The sequence below is a fragment of the Vibrio kasasachensis genome, assembly GCF_050337565.1.
Classification (GTDB): Bacteria; Pseudomonadota; Gammaproteobacteria; order Enterobacterales; family Vibrionaceae; genus Vibrio; species Vibrio kasasachensis.
This window is the reverse complement of the sequence record NZ_JAKJTB010000029.1, coordinates 30842-49899: the sequence shown is the minus strand read 5'-3', so window position 1 is coordinate 49899 and position 19058 is coordinate 30842. Positions and strand designations below refer to the sequence as shown.

Here is a 19058-nt window from a genome sequence, read left to right as displayed (position 1 = left end):
AATGGCATTGCCCGGTAGCTAAGTTCGGAATCGATAACCGCTGAAAGCATCTAAGCGGGAAGCGAGCCTTGAGATGAGTTCTCCCTGGCACTTTAAGTGCCCTAAAGGGTTGTTCGAGACTAGAACGTTGATAGGCAGGGTGTGTAAGTGCTGCGAGGCATTGAGCTAACCTGTACTAATTGCCCGTGAGGCTTAACCATACAACACCCAAGGGGTTTTGTGGACTCAATGCAAGAACATTGAATGTGTATTAGAACTTTACTCTCTATTTTAGAGAAACCAGCTTTCCGAATTAAAGAATTTGCTTGGCGACCATAGCGTTGCGGACCCACCTGACTCCATGCCGAACTCAGAAGTGAAACGCAATAGCGCCGATGGTAGTGTGGGGTCTCCCCATGTGAGAGTAGGACATCGCCAGGCTTTAATTTCGTTTTCATATTAAAAAATGAAGACAAGAGGTATCGTTATTTGCATAGCAAGTAATAACATCGTCAGTGTACTAATCTGATGATGACAGAACGTGGAGAGATGGCTGAGTGGTTTAAAGCACCGGTCTTGAAAACCGGCGTGGGTTTATAGCCCACCTAGGGTTCAAATCCCTATCTCTCCGCCACATTCGAAAAGCCCTGCTAGCAATAGCAGGGCTTTTTCGTATCTGAAACTTAAAGCTCCTCCTTGTATACCTGAGAATATTAATACCATGTTTAGTGCTTGAACATGGACAACCCTTAAGTTAGCTCTCACCTTGTTTTATCCTTAAGTAGAAAACCTATTTATCGTCGTAGTTCTTATCGCACGCAGAGTCGTTACCATGAAAAATGCGAGTTAAAGGGATGCCACATTATTGAACCTCAAGCGGTTAGATAAGCTATTTTTTTGTGGTGGTATCACGAGCAGATAAAGGCTTTTAGATGGATATCTGTCATTAATGACTTGGGCTGCCTAACCAAAGCTACAAGGCGTTCTATCCATTCTTATTGACTTCGTTGGCGTGTTGCCTTTCCCCACAATTTAGAAAACGTAAGGCATATCGTAAGCCCTTAAAAGCGAATGATGAATATAAACATTCACGGTGTGTTTTCTCTATTTAATAGATGGATGAGAAGAGTTACTGCATTTCTTTGTCTTGCTTTGCAGGACGTATATTATTTGACGCGATAGTGGCGATGTTCTGTGGTTGGTTTTCTGCTGGCTCAGCAAATGGGGAGGGTATATAGCGACGGGGAATTGGCTTTTAAGCCGTAGTGACTTTGATTGTGATGTTTCATGGTGTGAGGGGAACGACGTTCCCCTCACACCATGTAGTTCTATTCCGCGTTGAAACCTTTAATTTGAGCATTAATGAATAAGGTTTGCAGCTTAATGTATTCTTCGTCTAAGTGCGGTGTTGGGTTCGGAGTCCCCTTTGTTTCAACGGACAACCCCTCGTCATCTTTCCAAGGATAGATAACCTCTTCGTTAGAATTGTATGTCGCCCCTGTTTGGGTCAAGGTTATGCCGTTGTTGTATGCGTAAGGTGTTTGTATATCTGTTTCAGCGAGTAAGTTACGACCGCCTAATGAGATATATTCCGCCTCCGAGAGGCTGTAAGCATACAGTGTTGGGAAAATGTCTCGATGAGAGCCAATTCTATTTTTTTGATACTGATAAGAACTGTGTTCAAGTATGGGCTCAGGGACGTATAAGTAAAAAGGTACAGAATGGGCGGTACCAAGATCTGCTGGAAGAGAGATCGAATAGTCACGGAGCCTATGATCCCCAGAGGCTGCTATGATCGTTTTATCGCCCAGTTCGGTGTTTTTAATATCGGTTATAAACTCACCTAGCGAGTTTGCCGCATACTGATAAGTCTCATAAATCTTTTTCGATTTATCTTCATTAAGCGATACTTTGTTCATTACATGATCGCTAACTTCAATCTTGTTGGGTGTGTAATTACTTGGGATCTGATACGGAGGATGATTGGTTTGTGTTTGCACCATAATCATCGTTGGCTGTGAACTATTCTTAAGAATGTCTTCTGCGAATTTAAACGTATATTCATCTGTCGCCCCCCAAGTGTTGGCGTGTTCTATCGATTCCGGGAATGCTTGATAAATATCATCTTCCGAATAGAACTTATCGACACCTTGAATCGGCAAGTAGTATTTTAGATTACGCCAAAGAGGGCTGCCTCCAGTAATGTAGACGATTTGATAGCCCGCTTTCTTATAAGGTAAGAACGCTGTGTCAGGTAAAACGGTTTTTTGTTCACTACCGTGGCTTATTGAGCCGATATTACTGTGGAAAAGCATCATCACTATGCTGTTGATTGTTCCATCTGTTCCGGATAGGAAGCGCTCAAAGCTAAAATCGTGCTCATAATGAGGTCGAAGAGCGCCGAGCAAATCGGTTCCGTTATTGTTGTCTTCGGTAAGTAGGTTAGTTCCCATACTTTCCATCAATGCGAATACAACATGAGGTTGGTTCTTTTCTAGGTAGCCATTCTTGCTTGTGTGGTAAATAGGGCTAACTTGTCCAAGAACTTGCTGCATTTGCTGTTCATATTCTAGTTTTGATACCGGCTTAAATGTCGCGCTTTTTTTATGGTTACTGCGAGCCCAATCTAATGCCAAGAATGCATTTGGTGTCGCTTTATTTAAAATTTCGTAACTGGAGACATTGGCATGGTATTGCTTGAGTGGAAAAGTGCCGATTGAACCTCGAGCCAATACAAAATAGACGCTGATAGTGATAAGTACGAATAGGGCGGTAACGAATGAATTACGTTTAGGCCAAGAAAACGAATCGATGGCTTTCCAGCGGTACTTAATTATTTTTGTAGCGCCTAACATAATGAGAATAGATATGAGAAAGCTGATCAGTATTGGGTAGTCTTGCCACATAGTCAGCAATACGGCAGAAGTATCATCCTCGACTAATCCAAATACAAAAATGTCAAAGTAGTTGCCGTAAGTCTTGTAGTAGTAATAGTTACCGATGGATACCGCGGCAGCTAAGAAATAAATGACACTGCTGTAGCCCAGCAAGCTGCGTTTCACGTATGTGAAATATTTGCTGCCAGCGAGCAGAAGACCAATAAGAAACAATGGCGCAAAAGCCATAGTAGCCACTCGCAAGTCAAAGCGAAGACCTATGATGATCGATTGAAAGTAGTCAGGTAAAACAGTCGATATCGTAGAAATATCACCGACTGAAAAAGTAAATATTTGGCGAAAAACTGAGAGTAAAAAAGCGAATAGAGCAACTTGAATCCAAATGATTCGAATTAATTTTTGAGCGTTATTTTGATACATACTGAAGATTAAACCGAGTTATTGGTATCGTGGTGTTTGACGTGGAATTTGCAGACACCTTGTTAGTTATTAGCACTTGTTTGCATATAAATGCAGCACTGTTTTAACTCAGAATGGGTCCCAATTGACGCAAGACTGGTTTAACAGCTGCAAGCTGATACTTTATCACATCATATATTAGAAGACTAAACTCGACGGGATAACTAGACTAGACCTCCCGCTTCTACTGACTGTGGCTTATCCTCCTCCCTAGTCCGATACGTTCAAAGAAAAAGAACATGCTATAGATGCTCAGAAGAGTTCCGTTTTGGATGGTGTGCCCCATTAGGTGCTAATTAGAACTGTAAGTCGGATGTTTGTCATAAATACACGTTCTGAAGATAAAAAATTGCCATCAATTCAACTAATAAGTTGATTTGTTAGCATGGTGCTTTGTATTTATTATTAGGCTCTCCCCTTGATTGGGGGCATTTACGATGTGAACCTTAATTGTCATTTTTTTACAGATAAAATGAAGTAGTAATGAACAAAATTGGTGGTTATGGTTAATTAATCTGGCGGCATGATTACCCTAAAAGTTAGTGTAATGTTCGCGCTGACAAAGGATTGGGTTGATTTAGAGTTATCGAGGACGATTAGTATTGAGCGAACTTGGCTAGTGTTAGATTTATAGATTAATGTAAATATTGTTTAATACCAGTTAGTTGAGAAAATCACTATAGCAAGGATGGTATTTTACAATTGGTATTTTATCAAAAGTAAGCGCGATTGCTCACGGCTGTTCATTATTTTTTACACAATAAAAATGTGACTTAAACACCATTTTTGTACTTTCAGTGCAATATATATCACTTATTAGCGATTTTCCTATCAAAAAAATATATTTTTTTCAATGTAGCTCGGTCTGATTATTAAAATATAAAAGCGTCGAATATCAAAATAATCAATAAAATATCTGTGTGTGTTTTTTTTTACGAAATATAACGTCGGATAACCTAACAAGGTGTTTCTTTCGTTTAATAAATAAATTTTAATTGAAAATGCTGAAAGGAAATATGAAATCAAATATTTCCAAATTTAGATGGATTAAATAGGCTCAACACTAATGGCTTAACCTGCCGAATCGTCCTTTGGTTAAAATAGTCGGAGCTGTAGCTACGACTAAGCGCAATGAATGCGCTGGGAGACGATAGAAGTTAGGAAATAAGATGTAGACATCTGATTAAGTAACTTGAGCACTATTGGGTAGTATTAATCTTGATTACAAAACCCATCCAAGCATTCCAATTTCAATGAATAACGTGAATAAGAACAGTAATTATGAATGAAAAGAGCATGTCTTACGGCACCAGCACGAAAGTTGGTGCGTCTAAAATAATAGGAAGCGGGCTGATTATTGCTGGCACCTCAATTGGTGCTGGGATGTTATCTCTGCCTATTGTTTCTGCAGGATTAGGTTACACAGTTTCATGTCTCATTCTGTTTGCTTTGTGGGCATTAATGACGTATACCGCGATGCTAATGCTGGAAGTTCATCAGTATGCCGACAGCAGCGCAACACTGCATACACTGGCAAGGCAATTTCTTGGTGAAAAAGGTAAATATGTTGCCGGTTTCGCAATGCTATTTTTGTTCTATTCTCTTTCCGCTGCATATATAGCCGGTGGTGGTACTCAACTTGCAGAACGTGTTAGAACTATTGCCTCAATTGAGATTCCAACATCTCTAGGCGCGATTATCTTCGCAATCTTAGTTGCGTGTGTAGTAGCCATTGGCACTTACTTGGTTGATAAAGTAAACCGAGTTTTATTTGCACTAATGTTAGGTGCAATGGTCGTTGTACTTATGTCTCTTGCGCCAAATGTAAGCGGTGCGTACCTCGCCAGTATGCCGGTCGAGTATGGTCTGATCTTAACATCACTACCGGTTGTCTTTACCTCTTTCGGTTTCCATGGAAGTATTCCTGCAATTGTCTCTTACTTAGGTGGTGATACCAAAAACCTTAAGAAAGCGATGTATATTGGTTCTTGCGTACCATTTGTAATCTATATTCTTTGGTTATTCACAACACTTGGCGTGGTATCTCAATCTGAATTGACCGCTAATCCAAATTTAAATGCGCTGATCGTGTCTCTATCAGCAACATTGGAGAGCTCACAGCTTTCACTAATAATCGGTCTATTTGCTGACCTAGCACTAATCACTTCATTCTTGGGTGTTAGCTTAGGTTTGTTTGACTTCATCCGTGATACAACTAAAGAAAAACTTAACGGTAATAAAGTATTAGTAGCGTTTGTTACTTACTTACCACCTCTATGTTTTGCTTTGTTCTATCCGGAAGGTTTCATTATGGCTCTAGGTTATGCAGCGATTGCGCTGGTTATCCTAGCTATATTCCTACCAGTTGCGATGGTGTTTAAATCACGACAAATAAACGTAAATCCAAGTTACTACAAAGTGGCAGGTGGTAATGTCATGCTGGTGCTCTGTGCAACTTGCGGTGTGGTGATTATTCTTTCACAGCTATTAAGTTAAGAGGTTTAAATAAATGCGCGGTGTGATTTCGATTCAGAGCCATGTAGTGTACGGTCATGCAGGGAACAGCTCAGCCGTTTTTCCTTTACAACGTATGGGATTTGAAGTTTTCCCTATACATACAGTGCAGTTTTCCAATCACACCCAATATGCTGAGGGTTGGACGGGTCATGCTTTTCCGGCTTCAGACATAGCAGAATTAACTCTAGGTTTAGAGAACATTGGTGCATTGAAAAAATGTGATGCGGTGGTAACTGGTTACCAGGGCAGTGTTGAGCAATGTGAGATGGTTGCTGAGCTGGTTAAAAAGGTGAAGAGCTACAACCCTGCATCTATTTATGTTTGCGATCCCGTGATGGGTGCACCAGACAAAGGCTGCATTGTTAATGAAGGTATCTCAGAGTATATCTTAGATACTTTGATGCCTATGGCGGATGTTATTGTGCCAAATCAGTTTGAACTGAGTCAGTTTGCTGGTATGGAAATTAATAGCCTGAATGACGCTGTGGCTGCTTGTAAGAAGGCATTAACTTTAGGTCCGCAAATCGTATTGGTTAAACACTTGTATTCGATTTCGGATGATAAGTTCTCAATGATGCTAGCATTTGATGATCAGTGTTATATCGTGCAGCGCCCTCAATTAGATTTCGATAAAGCTCTTGTTGGAGTTGGTGACTTAATTTCATCTTTGTTTACAGCTGGATTGCTGAAAGAGTGGTCGGTTGCTCGAGCATTTAAACACTGTAATGAAGCCGCATACGCGGTAGTGAAGAAAACTCATGAATTGGGCGAGTGGGAGCTACAAACTATCGCCGCTCAAGATGAAATCGTTGAACCGGTAGAGAAATTCGAGTTAGGAAAGTGCGTTCAAGATAACTCATTTACTTACTACTCAATCTAAAAATGCATTAGTGCCTTTAAGATAAGCGTCTAATTAACTAACCGTTCATCCGCTTCTTGCCGCTGATGAACGGTTTTTTTATGTGTGTTGCTTAGACGTTGAGTTGAGGTCAGATAGCAAAAAGCCAATACATGGTATTGGCTTTTGTCTATTTTATTTGGCTGAATGCGTTTAGCGTTTAGCTGCTTGTACTCTTAATTGCTGTTTTTCGGTGTCAGAAATAAATGCCAGATCCAAGCCATTGATCTGTGCTTGGCGGATCTGTTGTGCCGATAAGCCAGCTTGTGGCGCTGCTACTTCATATTCGTATGGCAATTCAATACCTTCTACTGCTGGGTCATCGGTATTGATACATGCCATTACACCGTGTTCAAGGAACTGTTTAAGTGGGTGATTTGCTAACGTTTCGACAGTGCTGGTTTGGAAATTAGAGGTAAGGCAAGATTCAATACCAATCTTGTTTGCTGCTAAATAATCCATCAGTTTCGGGTCGTGAATTGCTTTCACGCCGTGACCAATTCGCGTTGCACCTAGTTCGCGAATTGCTTGCCACATACTTTCCGCTCCAGCCGCTTCACCAGCATGAACGGTAACATGAAGCCCTGCATCTTTTACTTGTGCAAAGTGTTTTACGAACAGTTCGCCTGGCTGACCGAGCTCATCACCAGCGAGGTCAACAGCAACAATATTATCTTTGTGCGTTAGGATTGCGTTGAGTTCTTGCTGACAGGCGTCCGTACCAAACGTGCGGCTCATAATACCAATCAGGTTTGCTTTAATACCAAAATCACGTACGCCCGCTTGAACACCATCAACAACAGCCTCTACAACACCGGACAAGGATAGATTGTGCTTCATCGCCATGTAGTAAGGTGAGAAACGCAGTTCTGTATAGTCAATTTGAGCGTTTAATGCATCTTCTACGTTTTCATAGGCAACGCGGCGACATGCATCTAAATCACCAAGAACTGATACCCCCCAATCTAATTTAGATAAAAAAGCTACCAGAGATGGTTCTGCTTCGACAATTTGGACATGTGGAGTCAGACTAGCAACATCGTATGCGGGTAAAGAAACCGCAAATTTTTGGCCTAATTCTAAAATGGTCTTAGTTCTGATATTGCCATCTAGGTGGCGGTGTAGATCGGTGAGGGGCAAATTTTTAGTTATCATTATACTTAGCTCAATTTGTGATTTGAGCTAAGTATAAGAATCAAATTAGTGAGTGTCAGCCCAATATAGCGGCTATTTCACCAGATATTGCACATTATGATTTCATGTTTACTAAATCTGTTGGCCATTCTTCAAATGGAACTGGTCGGCTATAGAGGAAGCCTTGTCCTTGTGGGCAGAGAAGTTGCTTGAGTAATTCAGCTTGTTCTGTCGTCTCGATCCCTTCTGCGACGATGTCGACTTCCATCCCCTTGGTCATGTTGATGACTGCCGCCACAATCGAGTTTTCCAGATTATTAATATCCAGTTTATTGATAAAAGTGCGATCGATTTTCAGGCAATCGAATGGCAGTTTATGCAAATAAGCCAGTGAGCTATAGCCGGTACCGAAATCGTCGATAGCGATCTGAATACCCAAATCTCGGATCGCCTGCATATTACGAATCGTCACTGGGTCATTATCCACTAGGCGTGATTCAGTGATTTCCAGTGTTAGATTGTTTGCGGGTAGCTTGGAATCGGCAAGAATGGTTTCCAATTCTACGATTAAGTCTGTTTGAGCAAGTTGGTTAACCGATAAGTTAACGTGTAAGTGGAAGTCATGGTTCCATTTACCTTGCTGCATACCTTCTACCGCATCATGACAAGCTTTAGACAGTATCTGTCTGCCTATAGCGGAAATAAAACCGCTTTCCTCGGCAATTGAGATAAATTCTAGTGGTGAGATTAAGCCATCACTTGGCGATAACCAGCGTGCCAGTGCTTCTGCTCCAATCACTTTGCCTGATTGTATATCTACGATCGGTTGATAATAGGGAACAAATTCTTGTGCCTCAATTGCGATCTTAATTTTTGCTAGCATACGAGTCTTGTTGCGCGAGATGTCTGCCATCTCCGGTTTGTAGTAGCTAACAGAGGCTTGATCTTGCTTGGCATTACTTAGTGCAATACTGCCATTGCGTAGCCAAGTGGTCATACTGGCAGAATCAATTTCTTGCACTATGCCTAGAGAGGCTTGAATAATGACACTTTCTTGCCCCATGCTGTACGGCGAGGCAAACATTTGTTGAATTCGACCAATTGCCAACGAGATACTCTCATTGTTTTGTGGTTTAGGTAAATAGACAGCAAACTCATCACCACCGATGCGAGCAAGGTATGCATCATCAGCAAAAGTCGCTTTGATACGCTCAGCAATAATCACTAGTAGTTGGTCACCACTTAAGTGCCCCATGCTGTCGTTGATGTGACGAAACTTATTTATGCCAATCAAGATAAGGCAGCCGTTTAATTGCTCCAGCTTATCGCAAGTGTTCGTCAAACCTTCTCTGCTATAGAGTTTGGTTAATGAATCATAGAGTAGTTGGAAGCTTATCTCCTCAAAGGAAGCTTTAAGGTTGCTGGCCATGTCGTTAAACGCATGTACAAGCATTGAGGTCTCGTAGATATTACCTGGCTTCGGTAGTTCACTATCCCAGTTTCCTTGGGCGAGTTGTTTAGCAGAGTTGGCTGTAGAAGTAATTGGCATGACCACGCGGTTAAAAGCAAACAGACCGAGCAAAATACCGATAACACTGATCAATAGCCCAATCGCCCAGCTGTTTTGCTGACTTTCCAGCATTTTCCCCAATAGCTCATGTTCTGAAATAGAGACACTGATATACCAATTTAACCCATAGCTATCCCGGTAAGGTGCAATGAGGTGAAAGTAGCGCTCCCCATTGATGGTGTTGCTAAACAATTGATTATCATCAGTCAATGAGAGGGAGTTTGAGTAATGAACACTCGATTGAATGACGGGATTTGAACTCTCCGAGGCTAATAAGCGTTGCCCTTTTAGGCTATGCTTTGTACCCCAAGAAATGATGCTACCACCAGTAGAGTGCGCAATGAGACGTCTAGTATCATCAAACAAGTAGACGACAGCGCCTGTGCTTTTTTGTTGTTGGCTAAGAAAATTATTGAAGGTGCTGAGTTTAATATCACTCACCACTACGCCTTGTAATTCATTGTTGTAGTGAACAGGTGCAATCGACGATAGTGTCACCTCTTGACGTTCATCAGCATTAGCATAAATGGCTGACCAGCGTGATTCTTTTGTACCCGCTAGTGGCCTGTACCAAGGTCGCAGACGAGGGTCGTAGTCTTTGATTACTGAACGAATATCTTTACTGACTTCATGGCTTTGATATATCACTAAGCCTCGGTGGTTCAGATTATCTTGCAGCATTAAAGAGTAATCATCCGCAGCTTCCTTACGCAAACCCACATACTCCCCCTCTTTACCACCAAAGCCGATGTTATCCAGTTGCGCTATATCATTATATAGATTACGGAACTTACTCAGCATTGCCGATTGAATCGCTGAAACGTCATGTGTTTGGTACAAGCGGTGCAATTCAATACTGTGGCTGAGCGCTAAACTGGCTTGCAGTGGCTCATAAAGAAAAGAGTCGAGTTCTAACTCAACATTTTTACTCAATGCAGAAAGTTGTTTTCGGCTGATCTCTTTCGCCATCTCTTCATAATTTGCATCTTGTACCATAGTAATTACACCAAAGGCACACAGAAAAATTAGGATAAAAGGCAGAACAACGGCGGTTCTTAAGGTGATTTGAGAGTTGAGCTGCATTTATGTAATACTTTTAATATGTCGTACTGTAATTGTATTCATTTTAGTCGATACGGCGAGCAGTTTATATCCGTCTCGGGCAAGAAATTGACTAATCTATCATTTTGACAAATCAATTAGTTTGGTTTGAGATATAACGCAAATGACCATGACTCAAGCTATTTGCGTTGAAGAGAAATAATCGGTTAATTCTGCTCTTAGTAGAGCTCCTTGAGCTTACGAGTTAGGGTGTTTCGCCCCCAGCCGAGTACTTTTGCGGCATCTTGCTTGTGCCCATTGGTATGATCTAATGCAGCTTCTAAAAGAATGCGCTCAAACTCAGGTTGTGCGTAATTCAACAACTCGGTATCACCACTTGCGAGTGCTTGTTTAGCCCATTTAGTCAATTGTTGCTGCCAATTCCCTTCGCCATGTTGGGCTGAAGCGGTTTTAGTTTCAAGTAGCTCGGTTGGTAAGTCATTTGGCAGGACTTCACTGCCACTTGCCATAACCGTTAACCAACGGCAGATGTTCTCTAGTTGACGAACGTTTCCTGGCCACTCAAGTTTTGAAAGTGTTTCAACGGTCGCTGGGTGCAGAGTTTTAACATCAACCGCTAACTCTTCAGATGCCAACTGCAGAAAATGCATGGTGAGTTTTTCAATATCTTGGCGTCGCTCGCGTAGCGCAGGGATCTGAATGCGAATCACATTAAGACGATGGAATAAGTCTTCACGAAAATCGCCTTGGTTAACTAACTTTTCTAAATGTTGATGTGTCGCCGCTACAATACGAACATCAACTCGAATTGGTGAATGCCCTCCAACACGATAAAACTGACCATCGGCTAATACACGAAGTAATCGAGTTTGAATATCAAGTGGCATATCGCCAATTTCATCTAAAAATAGCGTCCCGCTGTTGGCTTGTTCAAATCGCCCCTGACGAACGCTGTTTGCACCAGTGAATGCCCCTTTTTCATGACCAAACAGTTCCGATTCAATCAAATCCTTGGGGATCGCCGCCATATTAAGTGCGATAAATGGGCTTTTAGCCCGTGGGCTATGGCGATGCAGTGCATGGGCAACTAACTCTTTACCGGTTCCAGATTCACCATTAATTAATACTGAGATAGAGGAGCGTGATAGTCGACCAATCGCGCGAAATACCTCCTGCATTGCTGGCGCTTCACCGATGATTTCTGGGGTTGGTTGAATTTGATTATCGGCTTTATCTTGTTGCTGGCGTTGCTCTTGGTTGTGGGCAATGGCACGTTCAACCAGAGTGAGAGTTTCATCGACATCAAAGGGTTTAGGTAGATATTCAAAAGCCCCTTGTTGATAGGCATTTACTGCAGCATCAAGATCGGAGTGAGCGGTCATGATGATGACAGGTAAGTCGGGTGATTGCTCATGAACTTGGCTGAGCAGTTCCATACCACTAATACCAGGCATACGGATGTCAGAAATGAGTACATCGGGCGTTTCACGCTCAAGGGCAAGCAGGACGCTTTCACCATCGGCAAACGTCTCGCATTTAATGTTAGCGGAAGAGAGAGTCTTTTCCATTACCCAGCGAATGGAGCTGTCGTCATCGACTACCCAGACGTTTCCTTTACTCATACGTTCTACTCCTCACAGCCATGTGCTAAATATGGTTATTTTATTGGCAGGTAGATAGTGAAACAGGTATGCCCTGGCCAACTTTCTACGTCTATCTTACCTTTGTGTTGATCGATTAGATTTTGCGAAATGGATAAGCCAAGTCCGGTTCCACCTTCACGCCCGCTTACCATAGGATAGAAGAGAGTATCTTGCAGTTCGGTGGGAATACCCGGTCCGTTATCAATTACTTCAATTCGAGCGGCAAGTTTGTAGCGTTGTCCGTGGATATTGGCTTGATGCACGGTTCTGGTGCGTATGGTGATCTGCCCCTGCTCTTGCTTTGTGAGAATCTGCCCAGCATTACTGACAATATTAAGTAGCGCCTGCTCGATTTGTTCAACATCCATCATGATGTCGGGCAAGCTTGGGTCATAATCACGTTCCATCACAATTTGATTGCCAACATCAAGCTCTACCAACTGGCGAACTTTCTCTAGAATGGCGTGCAAATTCTCACAGCTTTTTGTGCCGGGCTTCTGTGGACCGAGTAATCTATCGACCAGCGAGCGCAGGCGATCTGCTTGTTCAATGATGATCTGGGTATATTCAGTTAGGCTTTGATCTGGCAGCATTCTTTCCAACAACTGTGCCGCGCCCCGTAGCCCGCCGAGAGGGTTTTTAATTTCGTGAGCTAAGCCACGCACCAGTAATTTTGCTGCTTGTTGTTGAGCGTGCTGGTTCAATTCTTGGGAAAGTCGACGTTGTTGATCAATTTTGCGTATTTCTACCAACAGCAACAGTTCTTTTTGCCAAGTGATCGGGCTTACCGTCACCTCAAGCATTAATGGTTTGCCATCGACAACGAAAGTGACATCACTATCGGTGATGCTCTGTCCACTTTGTAGTGGTTGCGAGAGCAACGCGAGATCGAGAGAAGCATGTTGAATATGTCGGCTAAGCGGTGAGTCAACCAATCGTTTTGCACTTTGGGAAAACAGTTGCTCTGCGGATGGATTAGCATAGCGGATCTGCAGCGACTCATTCATGATTAAAATCGCTGTGACTTGATGATTTAATATTGTTGTATTTAGCTCAAAGCTCACCTTATGTCTCCATCCATGATTACTCTCGTGATGCCCGTGCACCATGTTGGTGCATTATGACCAACCTCCGTGGATTTCTCTATTGAAGAAACTCAAAATGAGGTGCTAAACCGTGATTTAAGTCTTATTTATGGTCGTGCGTTGTAGATGGACAGTAATTAGGGAACTCGATGCAATTTGCTTGCCGTCTTGGATAACTTTGATTTGAATTTGATGGGTTCCCCGATCGATATTTTTTAGCTGCCAAGCCGTACTTGTTTGTACGGGGAGATGCGGCTGGTTATCGAACCATAGCTGAAATTTTGTTCCGGGTGTGGCAGGGCGACTTAACTGAACTTCAATGGTTAAATTACCATGGTTGCTTCGTATGACTTGATCGTGCTCGGGAGTGAGAAAAGTCAGTGCTAATGGCTCGAGTTTGTCTGGCTTTACTTTAGTTGGTTCGGAGGGCGAGGGTTCGGTGTTATTGCTGATGGATGGTGGTTGATGAAACACGGGCAGCTCTATTAGTTTTGCCTTATGGCTGTCAGGCGTGTCACTAAAATGCCGTACTTCATTAGTGTCAACCCACGTATAAGCGACTTGAGCGAAGATTTGCGTTGGTATCATTAGATACAGTAGTGCCCACAATAGGATGGGTTTCGTCATGCCGCCTCCGAATGAAGATAGATAACGTAATCACTATAGAAATATTCTTTTTTGAGCACATATAAAAAAGGCTCACCTGTGAGGCGAGCCTGATAAATATGCAATCAGATTAAACTGAGTAGTAAAGTTCGAACTCAAGTGGGTGAGTTGCCATGTTTACTTTCTCAACATCTTCATATTTCAGTTTGATGTAAGAATCGATAAAGTCATCAGAGAACACACCGCCAGCCGTTAGGAACTCACGATCTTCGTCTAGTGCTTTCAAAGCGATTTCTAGAGATTCAGCTACTTTTGGAATCTCAGCTGCTTCTTCAGCTGGTAAGTCATACAAGTCTTTATCCATTGCTTCGCCTGGATGAACCTTGTTTTTGATACCGTCAAGACCAGCCATTAGCAAACAAGCAAACGCTAGGTATGGGTTCGCTGCTGGATCTGGGAAGCGAGCTTCAATACGGCGTGCTTTCGGGCTTGGTACCACTGGAATACGGATAGAAGCGCTGCGGTTACGAGCTGAGTAAGCAAGCATTACTGGAGCTTCAAAGCCAGGGACTAGACGCTTGTATGAGTTAGTCGATGGGTTTGCAAATGCGTTGATTGCGCGAGCATGCTTGATGATACCGCCGATGAAGTAAAGCGCCATTTCAGACAGACCGCCGTACTTATCACCGGCAAATAGGTTCTGTCCGTCTTTATTTAAAGACATGTGAACATGCATACCGCTGCCGTTATCACCAACAAGTGGCTTAGGCATGAATGTCGCCGTTTTGCCAAATGCGTGTGCTACGTTGTGTACCACGTATTTGTAGATTTGGATCTCATCTGCTTTAGTCGTTAAAGTATTAAAGCGAGTTGCGATTTCATTTTGACCAGCAGTTGCTACTTCATGGTGGTGTGCTTCAACAACAAGCCCCATCTCTTCCATGATTAAACACATTGCGCTGCGGATGTCTTGTGAAGAGTCAACTGGTGCAACAGGGAAGTAACCACCTTTAACGCCAGGGCGGTGACCTTTGTTACCACCTTCAAAATCAGAGCCCGTATTCCATGCAGCTTCTACGTCATCGATCTTAAAGAAAGAACCAGACATATCATTTGAGTATTTTACATCGTCAAATAGGAAGAACTCAGGCTCAGGACCAACAAGAACGGTATCCGCTAGGCCTGTAGCGCGCATGTAATCTTCAGCACGTTGTGCGATAGAGCGAGGGTCACGGTCGTAACCTTGCATTGTTGCAGGCTCTAGAATGTCACAACGAATATTTAGTGTTGCGTCTTCAGTAAACGGGTCAAGCACTGCAGAGGTAGCGTCAGGCATCATTACCATGTCTGATTCGTTGATACCTTTCCAACCAGCTACAGAAGAGCCATCGAACATCTTTCCTTCTTCGAAGAAGTCTGCATCGACTTGGTGAGAAGGAATCGAGATGTGCTGCTCTTTGCCTTTAGTATCTGTAAAGCGTAGGTCAACAAACTTAACTTCGTTTTCTTGGATAAGCGATAGAACATTTTCAACTGACATCTTGGATAACCTCCAGTGTTATTAAAGCGGTTTAGCTCGATTTGGTTAATCTCGCATTGATTAATCTTGAATTAAGTTCATTAATCGATGCTGATTTTCTATTAGCCAAATTCGTGCCAAAAAAACTAACTCTTTAATATCAATGCGTTAGTTTAAATAAAAGGTTGCGATTGGCAGCTAATGCACCACATTGATCCTTGCTTGCACTTTATTGGTGCAATTATTTGATGCTGCACTGTATTGGCGCATTGCTGATGGATTCCATTCAGCCGAGTATTTGACAATAAGTCAACGACAGCAAGATAAATTTGGTGAGGCATCTCTAATCTTGAGATGTGTAAAATGTCGAAAAATGATAGGAATGTTGGCTATGCTTAAGGTCTAGTAAGGGTTTGAGTGAAATATAGGCTACTAAATTCACATTTTATCGGTGAAAAGCTCAGGGATGGATCACATATTTCTAGGATTTTCGCTAAAATCTGGTACATTACGGTCGTTTTTTTAATCAAATAAATGATGCTTGGCTGAATTACATTCGCTGAGGGTCATTTCTTTTATAAGTGAATCATAATCCATGGCTACTACACAGATTGATAAATTAAGAAATATCGCGATCATCGCGCACGTTGACCACGGTAAAACAACACTGGTTGATAAACTGCTACAGCAATCAGGTACCTTAGAGTCTCGTGGCGAAGCTGAAGAGCGTGTCATGGACTCGAACGACATCGAAAAAGAACGTGGTATCACCATTCTTGCTAAAAACACAGCAATTAACTGGAATGATTACCGCATCAACATCGTAGATACTCCGGGACACGCGGACTTCGGTGGTGAAGTTGAGCGTATCATGTCAATGGTAGATTCAGTACTACTTATCGTTGATGCAGTTGACGGCCCAATGCCTCAAACTCGTTTCGTTACTCAAAAAGCATTCGCACACGGTCTTAAGCCAATCGTTGTAATCAACAAGATTGACCGTCCTGGCGCTCGTCCTGAATGGGTTATGGATCAAATCTTTGATCTATTTGATAACCTAGGCGCGACTGATGAGCAACTAGACTTCACTACTGTTTACGCTTCTGCTCTAAACGGCTGGGCGACAATGGAAGAAGGCGAAACTGGCGAGAACATGGAACCATTGTTCCAAGCAGTTGTTGATAACGTAGATGCACCAGACGTTGACCGTGATGGTTCACTACAAATGCAAATCTCTCAACTAGATTACAGCTCATACGTAGGTGTTATCGGTGTTGCTCGTGTTACTCGTGGTTCTGTTAAACCAAATCAACAAGTAACAATCGTAGGCTCTGACGGTAAAAAACGTAACGGCAAAGTAGGCACAGTAATGGGCTACCTTGGTCTTGATCGTCACGAAGTTGAGCAAGCAGACGCTGGTGATATCATCGCAATCACAGGTCTTGGTGAACTGAAAATTTCAGACACTATCTGTGACCAAAACAACGTTGAAGCATTGCCGCCACTTTCTGTTGATGAACCAACAGTAACAATGACGTTCCAAGTAAACACTTCTCCGTTCGCGGGTAAAGAAGGTAAGTTCGTAACGTCACGTAATATCCTTGAGCGTCTACAAAAAGAATTAGTACACAACGTGGCACTACGCGTTGAAGAAACTGATAGCCCAGATCGCTTCCGTGTTTCAGGCCGTGGTGAACTTCACCTATCTATCCTGATCGAAAACATGCGTCGTGAAGGCTTCGAGCTAGCTGTATCTCGTCCAGAAGTAATCATCAAAACAATTGATGGTGAGCTAATGGAACCGTTTGAAACGGTAACTATTGACGTGATGGAAGAGCACCAAGGTAGTGTTATGGAAAACATCGGTATCCGTAAGGGTGAGATGAAAGACATGGCACCAGATGGTAAAGGTCGTATTCGTATGGACTTTGTTATGCCTTCTCGTGGTCTTATCGGTTTCCAAACTGAATTCCTAACTATGACTTCTGGTTCAGGTCTTATCTACCACTCATTCGATCACTACGGTCCACACAAAGGTGGCGTTATCGGTCAACGCGCAAACGGCGTATTGATTTCTAACGGCATGGGTAAAGCAGTAACATACTCACTGTTTAACCTTCAAGAGCGTGGTCGCTTGTTCGCAGAGCACGGTGATGAAGTATATGAAGGTCAGATTATCGGTATTCATAACCGTTCTAACGACCTGACAATCAACTGTCTTCGTGGTAAGCAGCTGACGAACGTTCGTGCATCAGGTACTGATGAAGCACAAGTTCTTTCTCCAGCTATCAAGCACACGCTTGAGCAAGCACTTGAATTCATCGATGATGATGAATTAGTTGAAGTAACACCTGCAAGCATTCGTATCCGTAAGAAGCTACTTACTGAAAACGAACGTAAACGCGCAGGTCGTGCACCTAAGTAATTAGTCGCTAGGCGATTAAATGAAAGGCCCTGATAATATCAGGGCCTTTTTTATTATGTTCAGTAAAGGAATGGATATGTTACCTATCATCATTACCGGTGGTCCCGGAGCGGGCAAAACCAGCTTAATTGAGGCTTTGGCACAAAAAGGCTATGCCACTTTTGATGAAGTGTCTCGCACTTTGATTGAGCAGCAAGCTCAGCTAGAAAATGGCATCTTACCTTGGCATGACTTGCCAGGATTTGCTCAATTATGTTTGCAGCATATGGGCGAGCAAAAACAGCAGGCATACCAGCACCCAGTTGCGTTTTTAGACCGAGCTATCCCTGATATTTGTGGCTACTTGGTGCAGGCTGAATTACCGATTGAGGCTCGCTATCGTGATGCTAGCCAAGGCTACCACCCTCAAGTTTTCTTTTGTCGTCCTCATTCGGCAATTTATGTGCAAGATGAAGTGCGTCCATATCCATATGAAGGCGCGATAGCCATTCATGAAGCGCTGGTGGCGATCTACCAGCAATTGGGTTATCAAACAGTGGATGTGCCTTGGGGATCACTAGAAGAGCGTGCTCGCTTCGTTGAGAGCGTGATTGCCCCCTAGGCACTTCACAGTACAATAAGTTACTTTGCCTGCAATTGATTGAGGAATTTGTCTGATTCGGTGATCGCTTGATTCATTTGCGCAATCGCGCTCTCGATCTCTTTTTCCAAACTGATAAATTCACCTTGCAGTGAACCAATTGCGCTAGCGTTGAGGTTGTGCTTGAGGAATAAAGTGTTATCACGCAGTGCGTTGAGTACAGGTGTCATACGTTGTTCGGCACGTTGCATCGCTTTGAGCATAGTGTTGTATGATGTACGCGTTTCTCGCAATTTTTGCTCACTAGATCGACGTAATTTTGCGTTGGTGTAGAGTTCAAGCTCTTGCTCCCATTCCGAAAAAAGTGCTTCAGATACATCTTCTATGGCTGCGATTCTGTTGCTCACATCTTGCGCTGCACTCTCACTCGCTTCATATTTATCATTGATTTGGTTATAAACAGTCTCTAGTTCACCACCATCAAAATTGGTTAAAGCTGACAACGCTTCCAAAGCACTGGTAAACTCTTGTTGAGCTTCTTGTTGAGACTGTTTTGCATCCTCAACGCGATCAACCATAATATCGCGTTTATGAACGCCGACTTGCTCCATTGCTGCGTAATAGGTGGATTGGCAGCCAGTTAAAGTGGCGAGGGCGATAAACATCGCAATGATATAAGGCATT

General features: G+C 42.8%; 12 protein-coding genes, 1 tRNA gene and 2 rRNA genes. 7 read left to right on the top strand and 8 right to left on the bottom strand.

From position 1 onward, the window contains the following. The 3 genes from L4C38_RS20040 to L4C38_RS20030 all read left to right on the top strand — a co-directional run. Window positions 1-200 (top strand): 23S ribosomal RNA (locus L4C38_RS20040); the annotation flags it as partial. A gap of 104 nt (window positions 201-304) precedes the next feature. Next, window positions 305-420, top strand: a 5S ribosomal RNA gene (gene rrf, locus L4C38_RS20035). 102 nt (window positions 421-522) lie between these two features. Further along, window positions 523-613: transfer RNA gene (locus tag L4C38_RS20030), tRNA-Ser, on the top strand. Window positions 614-1307: 694 nt separating this feature from the next. Here the strand turns inward: L4C38_RS20030 and L4C38_RS20025 are convergent. Then, entirely contained in the window at window positions 1308-3296 is a 1989-nt protein-coding gene (locus L4C38_RS20025) for an LTA synthase family protein (protein ID WP_428799312.1), read from the bottom strand. A gap of 1320 nt (window positions 3297-4616) precedes the next feature. Between L4C38_RS20025 and L4C38_RS20020 the strand changes: the two genes are divergently transcribed. Both L4C38_RS20020 and pdxY read left to right on the top strand, forming a co-directional pair. After that, window positions 4617-5831: an aromatic amino acid transport family protein gene (locus tag L4C38_RS20020; protein ID WP_428799311.1), complete on the top strand. Its 1215-nt coding sequence runs from the start codon at window positions 4617-4619 to the stop codon at window positions 5829-5831. A 13-nt stretch (window positions 5832-5844) separates the two neighbouring features. Beyond that, the gene (gene pdxY, locus L4C38_RS20015) at window positions 5845-6732 is read left to right on the top strand and encodes a pyridoxal kinase PdxY (protein ID WP_428799310.1); all 888 of its coding nucleotides are present in this window, start codon (window positions 5845-5847) and stop codon (window positions 6730-6732) included. A 171-nt stretch (window positions 6733-6903) separates the two neighbouring features. Here the strand turns inward: pdxY and add are convergent, their stop codons facing one another. The 6 genes from add to glnA all read right to left on the bottom strand — a co-directional run bounded on the left by add (window position 6904) and on the right by glnA (window position 15390). Then, window positions 6904-7905 carry an adenosine deaminase gene (add, locus tag L4C38_RS20010; protein ID WP_428799309.1) on the bottom strand — a complete coding sequence of 334 codons (1002 nt, stop codon included), beginning with the start codon at window positions 7903-7905 and terminating at the stop codon, window positions 6904-6906. Window positions 7906-7999: 94 nt separating this feature from the next. Next, window positions 8000-10537 carry a phosphodiesterase GepA gene (gepA, locus tag L4C38_RS20005; RefSeq protein WP_428799308.1) on the bottom strand — a complete coding sequence of 846 codons (2538 nt, stop codon included), beginning with the start codon at window positions 10535-10537 and terminating at the stop codon, window positions 8000-8002. Window positions 10538-10734: 197 nt separating this feature from the next. After that, the gene (gene glnG, locus L4C38_RS20000) at window positions 10735-12138 is read right to left on the bottom strand and encodes a nitrogen regulation protein NR(I) (RefSeq protein WP_428799307.1); all 1404 of its coding nucleotides are present in this window, start codon (window positions 12136-12138) and stop codon (window positions 10735-10737) included. A gap of 35 nt (window positions 12139-12173) precedes the next feature. Next, window positions 12174-13223 carry a nitrogen regulation protein NR(II) gene (gene glnL, locus L4C38_RS19995; RefSeq protein ID WP_428799306.1) on the bottom strand — a complete coding sequence of 350 codons (1050 nt, stop codon included), beginning with the start codon at window positions 13221-13223 and terminating at the stop codon, window positions 12174-12176. Between the two features lie 117 nt (window positions 13224-13340). Continuing rightward, window positions 13341-13871, bottom strand: a complete 531-nt coding sequence (locus L4C38_RS19990) for a DUF4124 domain-containing protein (protein ID WP_428799305.1) — start codon at window positions 13869-13871, stop codon at window positions 13341-13343. Between the two features lie 109 nt (window positions 13872-13980). Then, the gene (gene glnA / locus L4C38_RS19985) at window positions 13981-15390 is read right to left on the bottom strand and encodes a glutamate--ammonia ligase (protein WP_428799304.1); all 1410 of its coding nucleotides are present in this window, start codon (window positions 15388-15390) and stop codon (window positions 13981-13983) included. Window positions 15391-15964: 574 nt separating this feature from the next. Here glnA and typA point away from each other — a divergent pair. Both typA and L4C38_RS19975 read left to right on the top strand, forming a co-directional pair. Next, entirely contained in the window at window positions 15965-17794 is a 1830-nt protein-coding gene (typA, locus tag L4C38_RS19980; RefSeq protein WP_428799303.1) for a translational GTPase TypA, read from the top strand. 76 nt (window positions 17795-17870) lie between these two features. Beyond that, complete coding sequence (locus tag L4C38_RS19975) at window positions 17871-18395, top strand: AAA family ATPase (protein WP_428799302.1); 525 nt, start codon at window positions 17871-17873, stop codon at window positions 18393-18395. 20 nt (window positions 18396-18415) lie between these two features. Here L4C38_RS19975 and L4C38_RS19970 read toward each other — a convergent pair whose 3' ends face one another. Further along, window positions 18416-19057 carry a DUF2959 domain-containing protein gene (locus tag L4C38_RS19970; RefSeq protein WP_428799301.1) on the bottom strand — a complete coding sequence of 214 codons (642 nt, stop codon included), beginning with the start codon at window positions 19055-19057 and terminating at the stop codon, window positions 18416-18418. Window position 19058 lies beyond the last annotated feature (1 nt).

What these genes read in the sequence shown, in the direction of transcription:
- add (WP_428799309.1), bottom strand. Translation starts at nt 7,905, where the DNA reads ATGATAACTAAAAATTTGCCCCTCACCGATCTACACCGCCACCTAGAT.
- glnG (WP_428799307.1), bottom strand. Translation starts at nt 12,138, where the DNA reads ATGAGTAAAGGAAACGTCTGGGTAGTCGATGACGACAGCTCCATTCGC.
- typA (WP_428799303.1), top strand. Translation starts at nt 15,965, where the DNA reads ATGGCTACTACACAGATTGATAAATTAAGAAATATCGCGATCATCGCG.
- pdxY (WP_428799310.1), top strand. Translation starts at nt 5,845, where the DNA reads ATGCGCGGTGTGATTTCGATTCAGAGCCATGTAGTGTACGGTCATGCA.
- L4C38_RS19990 (WP_428799305.1), bottom strand. Translation starts at nt 13,871, where the DNA reads ATGACGAAACCCATCCTATTGTGGGCACTACTGTATCTAATGATACCA.
- L4C38_RS19975 (WP_428799302.1), top strand. Translation starts at nt 17,871, where the DNA reads ATGTTACCTATCATCATTACCGGTGGTCCCGGAGCGGGCAAAACCAGC.
- glnA (WP_428799304.1), bottom strand. Translation starts at nt 15,390, where the DNA reads ATGTCAGTTGAAAATGTTCTATCGCTTATCCAAGAAAACGAAGTTAAG.
- gepA (WP_428799308.1), bottom strand. Translation starts at nt 10,537, where the DNA reads ATGCAGCTCAACTCTCAAATCACCTTAAGAACCGCCGTTGTTCTGCCT.
- L4C38_RS19970 (WP_428799301.1), bottom strand. Translation starts at nt 19,057, where the DNA reads ATGCCTTATATCATTGCGATGTTTATCGCCCTCGCCACTTTAACTGGC.
- L4C38_RS20020 (WP_428799311.1), top strand. Translation starts at nt 4,617, where the DNA reads ATGAATGAAAAGAGCATGTCTTACGGCACCAGCACGAAAGTTGGTGCG.
- L4C38_RS20025 (WP_428799312.1), bottom strand. Translation starts at nt 3,296, where the DNA reads ATGTATCAAAATAACGCTCAAAAATTAATTCGAATCATTTGGATTCAA.